Raw genomic sequence first — 16165 nt, 5'->3', positions numbered from 1 at the left:
GTTCACCAGCGGTAGCTCACCGTGCCGATGATGCGGCGCGGCTCGCCGTAGTCGCACACGCCGCCGTAGCAGATCGACGGAATGTAGGTCTTGTCCGTCAGGTTGGTGACGTTGAGCGCGTAGAGCCACGGGCCGCTTTCATAACTGACGCGCGCATCGATCAGCGTGTAGCCGGCGCCGCCGAGCGAACCGCTGGACGGCCGGTCGGGACGCGCCGAGACATAGCGCACGCCGGCGCCGGCCTTGAGTCCCATCAGCACCCACTCGGACAGGTTCACATCGGTCCACAGGGAAGCAGCGTGCAGAGGCGTGTTGAAGCGCTCGCCCTCTTCGCCCGGCAGATTGCTCTTGACCACGCGGGCGTCGGTGTAGGTGTAAGCGGCAATCACATCGATTTGCGGCGTGACGCGTGCGCGCGCCTCGAGCTCCAGGCCGCGCGAGCGCACCTTGCCGGTCTGCACCAGAAAGGTCGGATCCACCGGATCCGGCGTGAGCACGTTCTTGCGCTCCAGGTTGAACAGCGCCGCGCTCAGCATGATGTCTTGACCTGCGGGCTGATATCGGATGCCGACTTCGTACTGCGTCCCGCGGCTGGGCTCGAAGGCGCCTTCGGTGCGGTCGCGTCCGCTGGTGGGTTCGAACGACTGGCTGAAGCTGACGTACGGCGCCAGGCCATTGTCCGCCAGATACACCACGCCGGCGCGGCCGGTGAAGGCGGTGTCCTTGTCGTTCGAATTGGTGGACGGCGCGTGCAAGGCGCGGTTCTCGGCGCGCACGTTGTCATACCGTCCACCCAGCAGCACCACCACCTTGTCCGCAATCTTCAACTGATCCTGAAGGTAGATGCCAAGGCGATGCTCGGTGTTGCGGCGCTGCTGCCAGGGCAGGACCACGACATCGCCGGGCATATAAACCGGATCGAAGACGTCGATGGGCCGCAGATTGCCGCGCAGGCGGTCGCTGTTGTAGGTGGAGCGCGTGTAATCGAAGCCCGCAAGAATCGTCTGCGTCACGGGCCCCGTTTCAAATCGCTTTTCGATGTTGGTATCGATCGTCTGCACCGTGGTGCGGTCATCGAAACCGCGTGCCGAACGCGCCACCCTGCGCTGCGTCGCGGCGTCCACGTCGCCTTGCAGCAGCACGTAGCGCATCGTCAGGTCCGCGTCGTAGTAGCGCATCGACTGGCGGAATTTCAGCGTGTCATTGAACGCATGTTCGATCAGCACGGCCAACGACGTCGATTCGACATCGAAGCGGTTGTTGTTGGGCTCACCCAGAAAGCGCGAACGCGGAACCTGTCCGTTCGGGTTGGTCCAGAGCGAGCCGGTGACCGGCACCTCTGTCGGATTGATCGTCTTGCTGCGCTGATAGTTGGCCAGCAGCGTGACCGAGGTGGCCGCTGACGGGCGCCACGTCAACGCGGGCGCGATGTAGGTGCGATCGTCGGCGCTGTAGTCGATGAACTGCTTGCTCTCGCGAAACAGGCCGGTCAGGCGATAGGACCACACCCCGGCCTCATCGATCGGACCGCCGATGTCCGCCGACACCTGACGGCGGTCGAAACTGCCGCCGTCCAGATTGATCTCGCCCATCGTTTCGCCGGGCGGACGCTTCGTCACGGTGTTGACGATGCCACCCGGCGCGGCGGCGCCATACAGCACGGATGACGGCCCGCGCAGCACTTCCACCCGCTCCAGTCCGTACGGCTCCTGCTTGCCGTTGTACTGATTGATCATGTAGCGCATGCCGTCGCGGTAATAGCTGCCGGTCTGCGGGTTGGCTTCGAAGCCGCGGATGCTCATCGTGTCTTCGAACATCGAGCTCTTGGCGACGATGCCGGGCATGATGCCGGGCGTATAGCCCAGCGCCTGCTGCAGGTTCTGCGCCTTCTGATCGCTGATCTGCGCGGCGCTCACCACCGAGATCGACTGCGGCGTTTCGATGATCGGCGTATCGGTCTTGGTTGCCGTGGCGCTGTTCGTGGCGGCGATGCCCAGCACCGGGCCATCCGGGCGTTCGATCTGGGCGGTCACCGCAATCGGCTCCAGCAGCGTCACGTCCTGGCGGCCTTGCCGCAGGACGAAGCCGCCATCGGGCAGACGTTCCGCCACGAGACCAGTGCCGGTCAGCAACGCGGCCATCCCGGCCTCGGGCGTATACCGGCCGCGTACGCCGGGGCTCTGCCGGCCGCTGCTCAGATCGCCGTGGCCGCTGACGAAGAGGCCGGCTTCGGCGGAAAACAGATTGAGCACCTGGCTCAACGGTCCGGCCGGGATGTCGTAATCGCGGACCTGCGTCTGGATGGACTGCGCGTGCACGACGCTCAGGGGCGCCCCGCCGCTCAGCATCACGCCGATGGCAAGCGCCAGCGGGGCGATGCGCGCGCGGCGGCTCGGAAGGTTGGGGAAAACAGTGAGGGGGTTGGTCATGCCACGAATCCGCGATATGGGTGTTGAATTGCCCATAGGCCGGATGAGCGCGGCAAAAGCGGCAAACTATTTTGTAACAGCGAGGGTTCAGCGGGCTTGGAGGGTCGTCCACCACGGCAGCGGCTGGCTGATGCGCACGGGCAGTGCCTGGCTCAGCAGGCGCAGCGCGCGATCGCTGTCATGCAGCGGAAACGTGCCCGTCACGGGCAGCGCCGCCACGTCATCGGCATAACCGAGATGCCCGCGGCGGTAACGCGCCAGTTCCGCGACCACCCGCGCCAACGGCGCCTCCTCGAACTGCACGATGCCGCGTGTCCAGTTGTGGTCGTCGGCCCGCAGCGCTGCCGGCGCGTCCATGCCTTGCGATCCGCCACGCATCCGCATGCCGGCATCGACTCGAATCCCGGCGGGCGGCGCCCCCGCAAAATGCGCCTGCACCGCGCCCTCCAGCACGGCGAGCGTGGTTTCGCCGTCAAGGCTGCGCACGTTGAACCGCGTACCCAGCGCCTGCAACCGCCCTTCTGGCGTGTCCACCACGAAGGTGCGCCCGGGGTCGGGCGCGGTGGCGATCATGATCTCGCCGCGCAGCAGCACCAGGCGGCGCTGGTCGCGGGTGTAATCGACCTTCACTGCGGTATCGGTATTGAGTTGGATCAGCGTGCCGTCGGCAAGCCGGATTTCTTTCGATCCGCCCACCGGCGTGACCAGGTCCGCCTGCCAGGCCGCCCAGGTTCGACGGCCGGCTGGCGACTGCGCAATGCCCAGGCCCAGCAATCCCGTCGCGCCTGCAATCAGCGCAACCGTCAGCAGCCGGCGGCGCTCGCGCCGGCCCTGCGCGGCGGCATTAAGGCTGGCCAGGCTGGCCTCACGTCCCATCGGCTGGGCGACCAGCGCATCGAACTGCGCGCCCACATCCTCGACGCGTTGCCACGCCCGGCGATGCGCATTGTCGGCGTCCATCCATGCTTGCCAGCGTGCGCGCTCCTGCTCGCTGGCCGCCCCCGAGCTCAGCAGCGCATACCACTGCGCGGCAGCCTCAAGAATGCGCGGATCGACGGCGGCGGCGCCCATCAACGTCCTGCCTCTTCGCCATACACACCAGCGGGTTGCAGGTCGGTATCGAGCAAAAAGCACAGCATGGCCTGCGCGATGTCGTTGCGCACCGTCCGCTCGGACACGCGCAGCTCCGCTGCAATGGCGGGATGCGTCATGCCGTGGATGCGGTGCATCAGGAAAGCGGCGCGCGCGCGCACGCCCAGGCGATGCAGTTTGCGGTCGATCTCGACCAGCGCCTGGAGCGCCTGGACTTGCACTTCGGGGGATGGGTGGGTGATCTCGGGACGCGCGGCCAGTGTTTCGGCCCAGGCCAGTTCAATGTCCCGGCGCCGCCAGAAATCGATCAGCAGGCCGCGCGCGATGGTGGTCAGGAATGCCCGGGGCTCACGCACATCCGCGATGGCGTGCCGGCGCACCAACAAGGTCAGAAAGGTGTCCTGGGTCAGGTCGGCGGCCTGGTGATTATCCTGAAGACGGCGATTCAGCCAATTCTGCAACCAGCCGCAATGCGCGGTGTACAGGGCGGAAAGCGATGCGCCAACTGCGTGCTCTCGGTCCGACACGGCGAGCATCCAAAATGGAAATGATAGTTATTATTATACAAGCCCGGCTGAACGCCGCCATGCTTGCGCCAGCCAAAAAAAACGCACCCCGTGGGGTGCGTTGTTCACACTTGCAGCGGCAAAATTCAGGAGCGGCCCGCCAGGCTGCCGCCGCCGTCCACGCCCAGCACCTGTCCGGTGATGAAACCGGCGTCGTCCGACAGCAGGAAGGCGATGGCCGCGGCCACTTCGGCCGGGGTGCCCAGGCGCTTCATGGGCACGGAAGCCAGCGCGCGCTTTTCGTTGTCGCTGCCGGCGGGCCGGGTGGCGCGGAACATTTCGGTTTCGATGGGGCCCGGCGCGACCGCGTTGGCGGTGACGCCGTATTCGGCCAATTCCAGCGCCCACGTGCGGGTGCAACCCACCAGCGCGCTCTTGGCGGCGGAATACGCCGTGCGGTCCAGCGCGCCGTGGATTGAGCGGCTGACCACGTTGACGATGCGGCCGGCGCGGCGCACCTTCATGGATTCGATGAAGGCCTGCGTGACCTGCACCGCCACGCGCACGTTCAGGTCCAGCACGTTATACAGGGTGGCCAGATCGATTTCGCCCAGCGGCTGGGGCGACACGATGCCGACATTATTGACGACGGCGTCGACCGGGAATTTTTCGCGGATTTCGCGCAGGACCTCTTCGGTGCGGCCGGCGTCGGCCAGATCACAGGCGTACAGGTAGCCCGGGAAATCGACGTCGGTCGTGTTGCGCGCGATACCAACCACGTGACAGCCCATGTCGGACAACCGCTGAGTAAGCGCCCAGCCTATGCCTTTGGTGGCGCCCGTAATGAGCACGCATTTGTCCTTCATGGATTGAAACCTCGCAGTCTGTTTTCTTGGTCAAAAACGGGCGCCTGAGCGCCCGGTTTCCAAAGTAGACACCATCCGGCGCCGCGTGTCTTGTAATTTGCGTAGCAATTCTTGCCCCCTGGACGCCGTGGCGCGGGGGGATCAGACGTCCCGGGTGACCGGCACGCGCGGCGCCAGGGCGCACAGCAGTTCATAGCCGATGGTTCCGGCCGCGCTGGCGACTTCGTCCACCGAGGGGCCGTCTTCGCCCCATAGCGACACAGGCGAACCGACCCCGGCGGACGGCACGGGCCCCAGATCCACGACCAGCATGTCCATGGACACCCGTCCCAGCAGTTGGGTCCGGATACCCGCCACCACGACCGGGGTACCGGTGGAGGCGTGACGCGGATAGCCGTCGGCGTAGCCGCAGGCCACAATGCCGATGCGCATGGCGCGTTCGGCGCGGAACAGCGCGCCGTAGCCGACGGAGTCGCCGGCCTTGATTTCCTGGACCCCAATGATTTCCGAGCGGAGCGACATGGCGGGCTTCAGGCCGAAAGAGGACGCTTCGGCATCCGCGAAAGGCGACGCGCCGTAGAGGCAGATGCCCGGCCGCACCCAGTGCGCCTGGCTTTCGGAGCCGACGGCGATATCGGCAAAGCGCAGGGCGGCGGCCGAGTTGCACACGCTGATCGCGCCGGGCAGCTTATGCGTCACCGAATTGAAGACGCTGAGCTGTTCGTTCACGCCTTGCGGACCATCCGCGCAGGCGAAGTGGGTCATCTTGCCGACCGAGCCCAGCGTGCCCTGCTGTTGCAGCAGCGCGGCGCGCTCGTAAGCGGCGGGAAACGCCGCCGGGCTGAACCCCAGCCGGTTCATGCCGCTGTTGAGCTTGAGCATGATGTCCACGCGCCGGGACAGGCGGGCTCGGGCCAGCATGTCGAGCTGGTCGCGGTGGTGGACCGTGCTGCTGAGATGGTAGCGGTCGACGATGTCGAGGTCGGACGGGTTGAAGAAGCCTTCCAGCAGCAGGATCGGCCCGCCCCAGCCGGCCTCGCGGCAACGCACGGCTTCTTCGAGGTCCAGCATGGCCAGGCCCTGCGCCTTGGAAAAGCCCGCCACCGCCTGCTCGATACCGTGGCCGTAGGCGTTGGCCTTGATGACGGCCCAGATCGACGGCGGCAGCCCGGCGGCCGCGGCGGCGGTCTGGTCCAGGTGGTGGCGCACGGTGGCCAGATTGTGCGCAAGGGCGGAAACGGAAACGGTGGCGGATATTGGGCGCGGCATGGTGTGGGATCCTGTGGCGTCCAAGTCTAACTGATCGCCGCCCCCGGCGGCGGCGCGCCGGATCAAGCGCGGGCGACTACTCTAAAATGAGACCGTTTTCCGCTTTACGCCGTCTTTGCAGGTCCATTCCTGCCCACTGGCCTCTTTTTATGTCCATCGATCACTACGAGAACTTTCCCGTTGCCTCGCTGCTGTTGCCGCGCAGGCTGCGCGGCGCCGTGACCGATATCTACCGGTTCGCCCGCGCCGCGGACGACATTGCCGACGAAGGCAGCGCGACCGACGAGGAGCGCCTGGCCCAGCTCGCCACGTTCCGCACCGAGCTGCACCGCATCGGCGCCGAACCCGGCACGCCCCCGGCGCCGGGCCTGCCGCCCCTGTCCGACATCTTCGGGCCGCTGGCGCAGACGATCGCCCGGCACCAGTTGCCGATCACGCCGTTCTACGACCTCCTTTCCGCCTTCGAGCAGGATCTGACGGTCAAGCGCTACGAGGACTACACCACCCTCATGGATTACTGCAGCCGCTCGGCCAACCCGGTCGGGCGACTGATGCTGCACCTCTTCGATGCCAGCACGCCGCAGAACATCACCGAGTCCGACGCCATCTGCACCGGCCTGCAGCAGGTGAACTTCTGGCAGGACGTGCGGGTGGACTGGCACAAGCACCGCGTCTACCTCCCGCAGGAAGACCTGCGCCGCCACGGCGTGTCGGATGAAGACCTGGCCGCCTGCCGGCTTACGCCAGCGTGGCGCGAGCTGATGGCCTTCCAGGTTGACCGCACACGCGCGCTGCTACACTTCGGCGCTCCGCTGGCGCGCCGCCTGCCGGGCCGCATCGGCCTGGAGCTGCGCCTGGTGGTGCAAGGCGGGCTGCGCGTCCTGGAGCGGATCGAGGCGAGCGGCTACGATGTATTCATGAATCGCCCCGAATTGGGCGCCAAAGACTGGGCCATCATGTTGTGGCGCTCCATCAAGTAACAGGCCGTGCCTAATGACCCCTGACGAGTATTGCCAGGAAAAAGCCGCCAAAAGCGGCTCCAGCTTCTACTACTCCTTCCTGTTCCTGCCTCCCGAGCGCCGGCGCGCCATCACGGCCCTGTATGCGTACTGCCGCGAAGTCGACGACGTGGTCGACGAATGCACCGATCCGTCGCTGGCGCGCATCAAGCTCGCCTGGTGGCGCACGCAGATCGACCAGATGTTCGACGGCAAGCCCGACCATCCCGTCACGCGCGCGTTGCAGCCGCACCTGGAGAGCTGTTCGATCACCCGCGCCCGTCTGCTGGCCGTGATCGACGGCATGGAAATGGACCTGGACCAGACCCGCTATCTGGACTGGCCCGGCCTGCGCAAGTATTGCTGGCACGCGGCCGGCGTCGTGGGCGAGCTGTCCGCCGGCGTGTTCGGCTATTCCGATCCCAAGACGCTGGTCTACGCCGAAAAGCTGGGCCTGGCGTTCCAGATGACCAACATCATCCGCGACGTGGGCGACGACGCCCGCCGCGGGCGCATCTATATCCCGGTCAACGACATGCAGCAGTTCGAGGTCAAGGCCTCGGACATCCTGAATGGCGAGTATTCCGACCGCTTCAGCGCGCTGATGAAGTTCCAGGCCGACCGCGCCCGCGAACTCTACCGCGAGGCGATGAGCAACCTGCCCGAGGCCGACCGCCGCGCGCAGCGTCCGGGACTCATGATGGCCGCCATCTACCATGCGCTGCTCGACGAGATCGAGCGCGACAACTGGCAGGTGCTGCACCAGCGCATTTCGCTCACCCCCTTGCGCAAACTCTGGCTCGCCTGGAAAACCTGGGTGGGCGGCGGACGCGGCCTGGTCCGCCGGTTGGCCCGGTGAAGGCGGCAGTCATTGGTGCAGGCTGGGCCGGCTTGGCGGCCAGCGTCGCCCTGCGTGAAGCCGGCGCCAAGGTCACGGTGTTCGAGGCCGGGCACACCCCCGGCGGCCGCGCGCGGCGCGTGTTCCACGGCGATTTTGAAGCACCGCTCGACAACGGCCAGCATCTCTTGTGCGGCGCCTACAAGGAAACCCTGGCGCTGATGCGCCGCGTGGGCCGCAACCCCGACGCCCTGCTGATGCGGCGCCCCTTGCGGCTGGCAAGCCTGGACGGCCGCTTCAACCTGTCCGCCCCGCGCCTGCCGGCGCCGCTGCACATGGCCATGGCCGTCCTGCGCGCACGTGGCCTGTCTTGGTCCGACCGGCTTGCGATGCTGCGCCTGATGCGCGGCTTGAAGACCATGTCCTGGTCGCCGCCGCGCGACTGGACCGTGCTGCAGTTGCTGCACTATCACGCGCAATCCGACGTGCTGATCCGGCAGATGTGGGAACCGCTTTGCCTGGCCGCGTTGAACACGCCAATCGCCACCGCCAGCGCGGTGCTGTTCGCCCGCGTGCTGCGCGACAGCCTGGCCGGCGCGCGTGAAGACAGCGACCTGCTGCTGCCCTGCACGGACCTGTCGGCGCTATGGCCGGACGCCGCCGCGCGACAGGTCACCATGCGCTATGGCAGCACGGTGCGCCAGCTGCATCCGTCCGTCGACGGCATCGACATCAACCAGGAACGTTTTGACGCGGCCGTGCTGGCCGTGCCGCCCACCTTCGCCGCGCGTCTCCTGGACGGCCCGCTGCGCGAGGCCGGCGCCACGGGGCTGCTTGATGCGCTCAAGGCCTTCGACTATCTGCCCATCGCCACGCTGAACATACGGCTGGCTGGCCCGTGGCGGCTGCCCGAGCCAATGATGATGCTGCGCGAGGATGCGGCCCGCGGCCATGCCGGCCAGTGGCTGTTCGACCGCGCCCAGCTCGCGGGCGACACCAAGGCCGGGGAACTGGCGGTGGTGGCCAGCGCTGCCATCGGCATGAGCGAACGCAACCGGCGGCAAACCATTGAAGCCCTGATCGATCAGGTGGCCGAACAGGCCGCGGCGCATCCGCTGCGGCTGCCGCCGATGCCCGAGGTGGCAGCGGCTGAACTGTTCATTGAAAAGCGCGCGACGTTTGCCGCGGTGCCGGGCCTGACCCGCCCGCTGAATACGACGCCGTGGCCCACGCTGGCATTGGCGGGCGACTGGACCGACACCGGCTATCCCGGCGTGCTGGAAGGCGCGGTGCGCAGCGGCCTGCAGGCGGCTCGCGTGCTGAATCCCCGCGCGGACTGAACAGCGTAAGGCGGGCAAGCCGCCCGCCTTACGCAGACCGGTCAGGCCGGCTTTGTCCCGAACAGGTCGGCCTGGCGCGGGTCTGCCGCGGCGAGCTCATAGCCGATCTGCCCCGCAACCTCGCGCAGGATGTTCTGCGCAAGATTGAAGGCCGTGTTGGCCGCCGGCACGCCCGCGTAGATCGCGTTCTGCAGCAGCACTTCCTTGAGTTCATCGGGCGTCAGGCGCGAGGCATCCTGTGCCGTCAACGCGGCGCGCACGTGCAGTTCAAATTCTTCCCAGCGGCCCAGCGACAACGTCACCGCCAGCACCATCATGCGGCGCGCCTTGTGCGGCAGTCCGGGGCGGCTCCAGATATCGTGCCAGGCATAACGCGTGATCATGTTCTGGTAGTCGGCGGTGAACGTGGTGGCGCGATCCAGCGAACGCTGCACCCATTCATCGCCCAGCACGGCGCGGCGGTTTTCCAGGCCGCGCTCGAAATCGTCTTCCCGGCTCATCTGGTCAATCTCCATTCGGATCGGGGGCTGGCGCGTGCAAACGTTGCCGCGCCCGCCCCCGGATGATCAATTCACCTGGATGTTATTGGTTTTCACGACCTCGGCCCAGCGGGTCTGTTCCGCGTCGACAAACTTGGCGAAGTCCTCGGCGCTGCTGCCGACCGGCGACAGGCCCAGCTTGGCGAGCTTCTCGCGGGTCTCAGGACGCGCCAGCGCCTTTTGCACCAGGTCCTGCAGCTTGGCCACCACCTCGGGGCTGGCGCCGGCCGGCAGGAAGAAGCCGTTCCACTCGACCACGTTGAAGTTCTTGATGCCGGCCTCGCCCACCGTCGCCACGTTGGGCAGTTCGGGCATGCGCTGCGACGACGAGACCGCCAGCGCCTTCAGCTTGCCGCCGGTGACGTAGTTCAGGCTGGACGCGGCGTTGGCGAAGTACACGTCGACCTGACCGCCCATGACGTCCACGATGGCCGGTGCGCCACCCTTGTAGGGCACGTGCACCATATCCAGGTTGGCATCCTTCTTGAGCAGTTCGGCGGCCATCTGGGCCAGGCTGCCCGGTCCGTAGGACGCGAACGTCAGGCGGCCGGGCTTGGCGCGCGCGGCATCGATGAAGTCCTGCAGGTTGTTGAAGGTGGAACCGGGCGCGGCCACCAGGATGTTGGGCACGCTGACGGCCTGCGAGACCGGAACGAAGTCCTTCTTGGCGTCATAGGGCAGCTTGCGCAGCACCGGATTGATCGAGAAGGACGACGCGTCGTACAGCACCGTGTAGCCGTCGGGCTTGGCCCGCGCCACGAACGCCGCGCCGATGGAACCGCTGGCGCCGCCCTTGTTCTCGATCACGACGCTCTGGCCGGCGACTTCGCCCATGCCTTGCGCGATGATGCGCGCGGCGTTGTCCGCGCCGCCGCCGGCGGAATACGGCACCACCACGGTGATGGGCTGCTCGGGGTAGCCGGCTGCGTGCGCGGCGCCAAAGGCGGTGGCCAGACCGATGGCGGCGGCCAGCGGACGAATTGCGGCCAGGGCCGTGCGACGGGTTTTCTTCATGTGTGCTCCTCGGGTCTCCCCTGCGGGGATGTTCGATCGGTCAAGGGTCGTGGCGCGAGCCGTCGTCAGACGGTCGCGATGGGGTTGACCGGCGCGCCGACCAGACCGGGCACGTACATGGGCGCCGCGGTCAGGAAAAAGGCATGCCGGCCGTGCTGGCGCAACCATTGCGCCAGCGGGGTCAGGTGCCAGAGCTCGCCCAAGGGCAGGCCCAGCTTGAAAAGACATTGTTCGTGCAGGGGCAACAGCGCGCCCTTGCCCGAGTCCAGGTGATGGTTGCGCAGTTCGACCGCGTGGTTGTCGGCGGCGATGGCCGCGATCCGGCTGTCCTTGATCCACGCCAGGAGATCCGCGTCGGCGCCGTCCAGCACGCAGCAGCTCGTCCTGAGCCGCTCCTGCTCGTCGTCGCCGAGCGTCAGCGCCAGGTCGGCCAGCCCGGTGTGCAGGCACAGCACGTCGCCCGGCCGGACTTCCACGCCATCGGCGCGCATCACTTCCATCAGCTCGCGGTGGGACACCTTGCGCTGCGCATCACCGAAATGGGCGCGCAGATCCACCAAGACGCCGCGCCCCTGGATGCCGTGGCGCGCCATCGGTGCGATGGACAGGTCGCGGGTGCCGGTAAAGCCCTCAGTGGCGGGCTCGCTGACGGCGAAGCCGTTGTAGCCGGTGGGCTGCGGCTGGCCGGTGCCGTGGGCGTCGTACATCGACCCCACGTGCCCCAGCGCGTCCCATTGCGTGGAATATTGCGGCGACAGCGTGACGCGGTCATCGCTGATGACATCGGTGGCGCCCGGCACGTCGCGGTCCAGCGGATAGCGGTAGACCGGCACCCCGTTTTTGTCGGCAGGCTGGATCACCGGGCCCTTGCGGCGCGGATTCAGCACCGGCGCGCGCGGCACGGTCAGCGGCAGGCTCAGCGAAAACGAGATCCCGGTGCGGATTTCGGCAACCGCGGCTAGGCGCGCCTGGACGTCCAGGTGGTTGAGGGTGCCCAGCTGGTCATCGTTTCCGAAATCGCCCCAGTTCGATCCGTCCGGGCGGCGCACATAGCGTTGCGCTTGATTCATGATTCCTGTCTCCTCGCCCTTTTGCCGGACGATTCTTATCTTGGTTGTTACTGCTTATTGCACCACGGAGGTGTGCAGCAATTGGTCGATTTCGCTCGTTGTGTATCCCAGGGCGGACAGAATGGTGCGACTGTGTTCACCCAGACCCGGCGCGGCGCGCACGGCGCCGGCACTGGCTTCGTCTTGCGCGGCGGCTCCGCCAAACTGCGCCCATTGCGCCAGACCGAGGTAATTGCCCGCCTTCTCGCTGTGATACGGGCGCATGAATCCCATCGCCTCCACCTGCGGGTGGTCGAACATGTCCTCGACCGGCCGCACCTCCGCGCAAGGCACGCTCTGGCCGAAGCGCTCGGCCCATTCACGGGCCGACGCCCGCGCCAGCGCCTCGCGCACCAGCGGGATCAGCACGGCCGCCTGCGCCGCGCGCTTTTTCACGGTGTCGTAGTCGGGATGGTCCGCCAGATCCTGCAGGTCCAGGTGATCGCACAGCGCACGCCAGAAATGCGGCGTGTTTGCCGAGATGTAGAGATGGCCTTCGCGCGTGGGATGGATGCCCGTGATGCCGCCCGATCGCATGTCGCGTTCGATGCGGCGCGGCTCGCCTTCGGCCCAGACCAGGCGGGCGGACTGCATAGCCAGCGCGCTGCCCAGCAGCGACACTTCGATGGCCTGCCCGCGCCCGGTCTTTTCGCGCTGATAGAGCGCGGCGGACACGCTGTTGGAGATCAGCGCGGCGCCGTAGTAGTCGACCACCGATCCGTACAGCACCTCGGGCGGGCCGTCGGGCTTGGCCTGCGCCGCGCACATGCCGGTCATGGACTGCAGCACCTGGTCGTAGCCCGCGTGGCGCGCCATCGGACCGGCCGCGCCGTAACCCGTCATCGCGCAATAGATCAGGCGCGGGTTGATGGCGGCCAGCGTGGCGAAGTCGATGCGCAGGCGCTCCGGCACGCCGGGGCGGAAATTGTGGACCAGCACATCGGCCTCGCGCACCAGCCTGACCAGCACCTCGTAACCCGCTTCGTCTTTCAGATTGAGGCACAGGCCTCGCTTGTTGCGGTTGATGCCCAGAAAGGCGCGGCTCTCGGCCGGCAGCGTCGACGGGTACTTGCGCAGGTTGTCGCCTTCGGGCGGCTCGACCTTGATCACGTCGGCGCCCATGTCGCCCAGCAAGGCGCAGCCGTACGGACCCGCGATGTAGGCGCTGAGGTCCAGCACCTTGACGCCGGCCAGCGGCAACTGAGCGGAGGTTTCAATTTCCATCATGCAATTCATCCGATAAAAAGCTCGGCCGCGATTCGCGCAGGCCGTTTCAGGCAGCGCGTCCTGCGGCCAGCAGGACGTCGCGGGCGCGCCGCACGAAGGGCGCGTCGATCATCTTGCCGTCCAGCAGAAAAGCGCCCACCCCTTCCTGCGCCTGGCTTGCCGCGACGATCCGTTCCGCCGCATCGATCTCTTCGGCACTGAATCCGAAGACCTCGTTGGCGATGGCGATCTGGCTGGGATGCACGCAGGATTTGCCCAGGAAACCCAGCGAGCGCGCCAGTTGCGCCTCGGCCTGGAAGCCCTCGCCGTCGCGCACGCGGGCATAGGCGGCGTCCATGGCGTACTTGCCCGCGGAACCGGCGCCCAGCCGCAACGCCAGCATCACCGCGCGCAGGGTCTCGGGCTGGTAACGGTCGATGCCCAGGGGTTCGAACAGGTCGGCCAGCCCCAATTGCAGGCCCGCCACGCGGGGGTGCGCCGCCGCCAGCTCGGCCGCGCGGGCCAGCGCCAGCGGCGTTTCAACGGTGACCAGCAGCTCGCCCTCGAAACCGGCCTGGCCGGCGCGATCCGCGGCCTCGCGCAGCGCGTCTGCGGACTCGACCTTGGGCAGATTCAGCATGTCGATCGGCGATCGTCCCAGCGCGTCCAGGTCGTCCGCGAAATAAGGGGTGTCCGACGCATTGACGCGAACGATAATTTTCTTGGGATGTTGAGCCTGCGCCGTTTGAAAGGCGGGCGACCCGAGCCAGCTGGCCAGCTCGGCACGCGCAGCCGCCTTGCGAGGCGGCGCGACCGCGTCCTCCAGATCGAAGGACAGCGCATCGGCAGCGCTGGCCATGGCTTTGTCGAATAGTTCCGGCCGTGACGCCGGCACGAAAAGCTTGCTTCTCATTGTGGTCTCCTGGCCGCATTGTGACCGCGCTGCACGCCGCCAGGGGAAAGCCGCCATACGATAAAAAGATAGAATCCCTATCATCATGAACACCGACTTTCTTCACACGCTGTCCGCCGTGGCGCAGCACGGCTCCATGGCCGAAGCCGCCCGCCGCCTGGGACTGACACACGGCGCCGTCGCCCAGCAGATCCGCAAGCTGGAACAGGAGCTGGGCGTGCCACTGGTCGCGCGGGCCGGCCGCACCGTGCACCTGACGGCCAAGGCAATCGAACTGATCGGACCGATGCGCGAGGTCCTGGAGCGGATCGAAAAGATCCGCTACTTGGCGCGGTCGGGCGAGATGATGGGCGAGCTTCGGCTGGGCGCCGGCAACACCGCGCTGAACTCCATGGTGCCGGCCATTCTTGAACATCTGGTCGGACGCCATCCGCTGATCAGCGTGGAGATCCAGCCCGGGCACAGCGCCCGCTTCTATCCGGCCATTGAAAGCGGCGAACTCGATGCGGCCATCGCGCTGGAAGCGCCCTATCCGCTGTCCAAAAGCCTGGGCTGGCAGTTGCTGCGAGAAGAACCTTATGTGCTGGCGGCGGCCCCGCGCCACGCCGGCCGTCATCCGCACAGCCTACTCACCGCGGAGCCGTTCATCCGCTACCAGCGCAACGACTGGAGCGGGCGGCATGTCGACGAGTATCTGCGCCGCGTCGGCATCACGCCGCGGGACCGGTTCGAGCTGAACGCGATCGAATCGATTGCGGTCATGGTGAGCCGGGATCTGGGCGTGGCGATCCTGCCCCGGTCCACCAACGGCACGATCGAACGGCTGGCTCTGCTCGCCCTGCCGCTGCCCGCGCACTGCGAACCGCGCCGCTTCGGACTGATCTGGTCGCGCGTGTCGCCGCGGCTGGCGTTGATCCAGGCGTTCCGGGACATCGCCATCGTGGAGTACGCGAAGGCGGCAGGCGCGCCGGACAATTGACGCCTTTCTACGGGGAAACGATCTGGCGTGCCCGGGAGCGTCTTCCTATACTTGTATTGTCCTCAATACAACATATCAGGAGACAACTCATGCCGGGACTTCATCGGATCGCCGCGGGCTGCGCGCTGCTGGCGGCGTTCGCCATGCCAACCGCCCCCGCCCTCGCGCAGGCGGACGCCATCAGGCTGGTCGTCGGCGCACCGCCGGGCGGCACCACCGACACCGTGGCGCGCAACATCGCGCAGCACATGACGGTGGACTTGAAACGCCCCGTCGTGGTCGAGAACAAGCCGGGCGCGGGCGGCAACATCGCCGCCGACTATGTCGCCAAGAGCAATCCCGACGGCAACACCTTGCTGGTCACCTTCACCAGCTTTTCCATCAACGCCACGCTGTACCGGAACCTGCCCTTCGACCCCGTGGCCGATTTCACGCCGATCAGCATGCTGGCCAACGTGCCCAGCGTGCTGGTCGTGCGCAAGGATTTCCCGGCGCGCACCATGCCGGAGTTCGTCTCGCTGGTCAAAGCCAGCCCCGGCAAGCACACGATGGCGCTGGGCGCGATCGGGTCGTCGCTGCACATGGCGGGTGAACGCATGAAGATGATGGCGGGCCTGGACATCCTGAACGTGCCGTACAAGGGCACGGCGCCGGCCATCACCGACCTGCTGGGCGGTCAGGTGGACATGATGTTCGCCAGTTCGCTGAACGCGCTGCCGCACATCAAGAGCGGCGCGCTGCGGGCGCTGGGGGTCACCAGTCCGCAGGCGCTGCCGCAGTTTCCCGGCGTGCCGCCCATCGGCGATACCATCAAGGGTTTCGAATCGAACGCGTGGTTCGCGCTGTTTGGTCCGGCCAAGATGCCGGCCGACAAGCTGGCGGCCCTGAACGCCGCGGCGCGCAAGGCGGTCGACACGCCATCGTTCCGCAAGCTGCTCGAAGGCGAGGCCGCCAGCGCGGTCAGCAGCAGCCCCGAGGAACTGGGCGTCTTCGTGCGCGAGGACATCGCGCGCTATGCCGAGATCGTCAAGTTCACCGGCGCGACCGTCGACTGAACGTCAACCAGG

The 16165-nt window shown here is 67.0% G+C and carries 15 protein-coding genes; 5 read left to right on the top strand and 10 right to left on the bottom strand.

Annotated features, from left to right (window positions below; genetic code table 11):
• Nucleotides 1-2: 2 nt before the first annotated feature.
• The 5 genes from AC6CIE_RS02665 to alr all read right to left on the bottom strand — a co-directional run bounded on the left by AC6CIE_RS02665 (nucleotide 3) and on the right by alr (nucleotide 6162).
• Nucleotides 3-2429, bottom strand: a complete 2427-nt coding sequence (locus AC6CIE_RS02665; protein WP_452001035.1) for a TonB-dependent siderophore receptor — start codon at nucleotides 2427-2429, stop codon at nucleotides 3-5.
• A gap of 87 nt (nucleotides 2430-2516) precedes the next feature.
• Nucleotides 2517-3500, bottom strand: a complete 984-nt coding sequence (locus tag AC6CIE_RS02660) for a FecR domain-containing protein (RefSeq protein WP_498091044.1) — start codon at nucleotides 3498-3500, stop codon at nucleotides 2517-2519.
• The gene (locus AC6CIE_RS02655) at nucleotides 3500-4048 is read right to left on the bottom strand and encodes a sigma-70 family RNA polymerase sigma factor (RefSeq protein WP_239215806.1); all 549 of its coding nucleotides are present in this window, start codon (nucleotides 4046-4048) and stop codon (nucleotides 3500-3502) included. Before AC6CIE_RS02655 ends, AC6CIE_RS02660 begins: the two co-directional genes overlap by 1 nt.
• 125 nt (nucleotides 4049-4173) lie before the next feature.
• The gene (locus AC6CIE_RS02650) at nucleotides 4174-4893 is read right to left on the bottom strand and encodes an SDR family oxidoreductase (protein ID WP_175123506.1); all 720 of its coding nucleotides are present in this window, start codon (nucleotides 4891-4893) and stop codon (nucleotides 4174-4176) included.
• 141 nt (nucleotides 4894-5034) lie between these two features.
• Nucleotides 5035-6162 (bottom strand): alanine racemase, encoded by a 1128-nt coding sequence (alr, locus tag AC6CIE_RS02645; protein ID WP_498091042.1) that lies wholly within the window; start codon nucleotides 6160-6162, stop codon nucleotides 5035-5037.
• Nucleotides 6163-6311: 149 nt separating this feature from the next.
• Here alr and hpnC point away from each other — a divergent pair, with 149 nt between their 5' ends.
• The 3 genes from hpnC to hpnE are packed head-to-tail and all read left to right on the top strand — an operon-like array spanning nucleotide 6312 to nucleotide 9338.
• Entirely contained in the window at nucleotides 6312-7142 is an 831-nt protein-coding gene (gene hpnC / locus AC6CIE_RS02640) for a squalene synthase HpnC (protein WP_175123508.1), read from the top strand.
• A gap of 13 nt (nucleotides 7143-7155) precedes the next feature.
• Nucleotides 7156-8019 (top strand): presqualene diphosphate synthase HpnD, encoded by an 864-nt coding sequence (hpnD, locus tag AC6CIE_RS02635; protein ID WP_175123509.1) that lies wholly within the window; start codon nucleotides 7156-7158, stop codon nucleotides 8017-8019.
• Nucleotides 8016-9338, top strand: coding sequence for a hydroxysqualene dehydroxylase HpnE (hpnE, locus tag AC6CIE_RS02630; RefSeq protein WP_218344715.1), 1323 nt, complete (start codon nucleotides 8016-8018; stop codon nucleotides 9336-9338). Before hpnD ends, hpnE begins: the two co-directional genes overlap by 4 nt.
• A 41-nt stretch (nucleotides 9339-9379) precedes the next feature.
• Here hpnE and AC6CIE_RS02625 read toward each other — a convergent pair whose 3' ends face one another.
• The 5 genes from AC6CIE_RS02625 to AC6CIE_RS02605 form a co-directional block, all read right to left on the bottom strand.
• Nucleotides 9380-9838 (bottom strand): carboxymuconolactone decarboxylase family protein, encoded by a 459-nt coding sequence (locus AC6CIE_RS02625; protein WP_175183867.1) that lies wholly within the window; start codon nucleotides 9836-9838, stop codon nucleotides 9380-9382.
• Between the two features lie 66 nt (nucleotides 9839-9904).
• Nucleotides 9905-10891 (bottom strand): Bug family tripartite tricarboxylate transporter substrate binding protein, encoded by a 987-nt coding sequence (locus tag AC6CIE_RS02620; protein WP_498091040.1) that lies wholly within the window; start codon nucleotides 10889-10891, stop codon nucleotides 9905-9907.
• Between the two features lie 65 nt (nucleotides 10892-10956).
• Nucleotides 10957-11961: a cyclase family protein gene (locus AC6CIE_RS02615; protein WP_498091038.1), complete on the bottom strand. Its 1005-nt coding sequence runs from the start codon at nucleotides 11959-11961 to the stop codon at nucleotides 10957-10959.
• Between the two features lie 54 nt (nucleotides 11962-12015).
• Nucleotides 12016-13224, bottom strand: a complete 1209-nt coding sequence (locus tag AC6CIE_RS02610; protein ID WP_175138440.1) for a CaiB/BaiF CoA transferase family protein — start codon at nucleotides 13222-13224, stop codon at nucleotides 12016-12018.
• Nucleotides 13225-13273: 49 nt separating this feature from the next.
• Nucleotides 13274-14119, bottom strand: coding sequence for an HpcH/HpaI aldolase/citrate lyase family protein (locus AC6CIE_RS02605; protein ID WP_175183869.1), 846 nt, complete (start codon nucleotides 14117-14119; stop codon nucleotides 13274-13276).
• 85 nt (nucleotides 14120-14204) lie between these two features.
• Between AC6CIE_RS02605 and AC6CIE_RS02600 the strand changes: the two genes are divergently transcribed.
• Nucleotides 14205-15098 (top strand): LysR family transcriptional regulator, encoded by an 894-nt coding sequence (locus AC6CIE_RS02600; RefSeq protein ID WP_498091036.1) that lies wholly within the window; start codon nucleotides 14205-14207, stop codon nucleotides 15096-15098.
• An 89-nt stretch (nucleotides 15099-15187) separates the two neighbouring features.
• Nucleotides 15188-16153, top strand: coding sequence for a Bug family tripartite tricarboxylate transporter substrate binding protein (locus AC6CIE_RS02595; protein WP_498091034.1), 966 nt, complete (start codon nucleotides 15188-15190; stop codon nucleotides 16151-16153).
• Nucleotides 16154-16165: the final 12 nt, after the last annotated feature.

The organism is Achromobacter sp. GQ309, assembly GCF_059759315.1.
The sequence above is the reverse complement of the archived record's forward strand: the minus strand, read 5'-3'. Positions and strand labels throughout refer to the sequence as shown.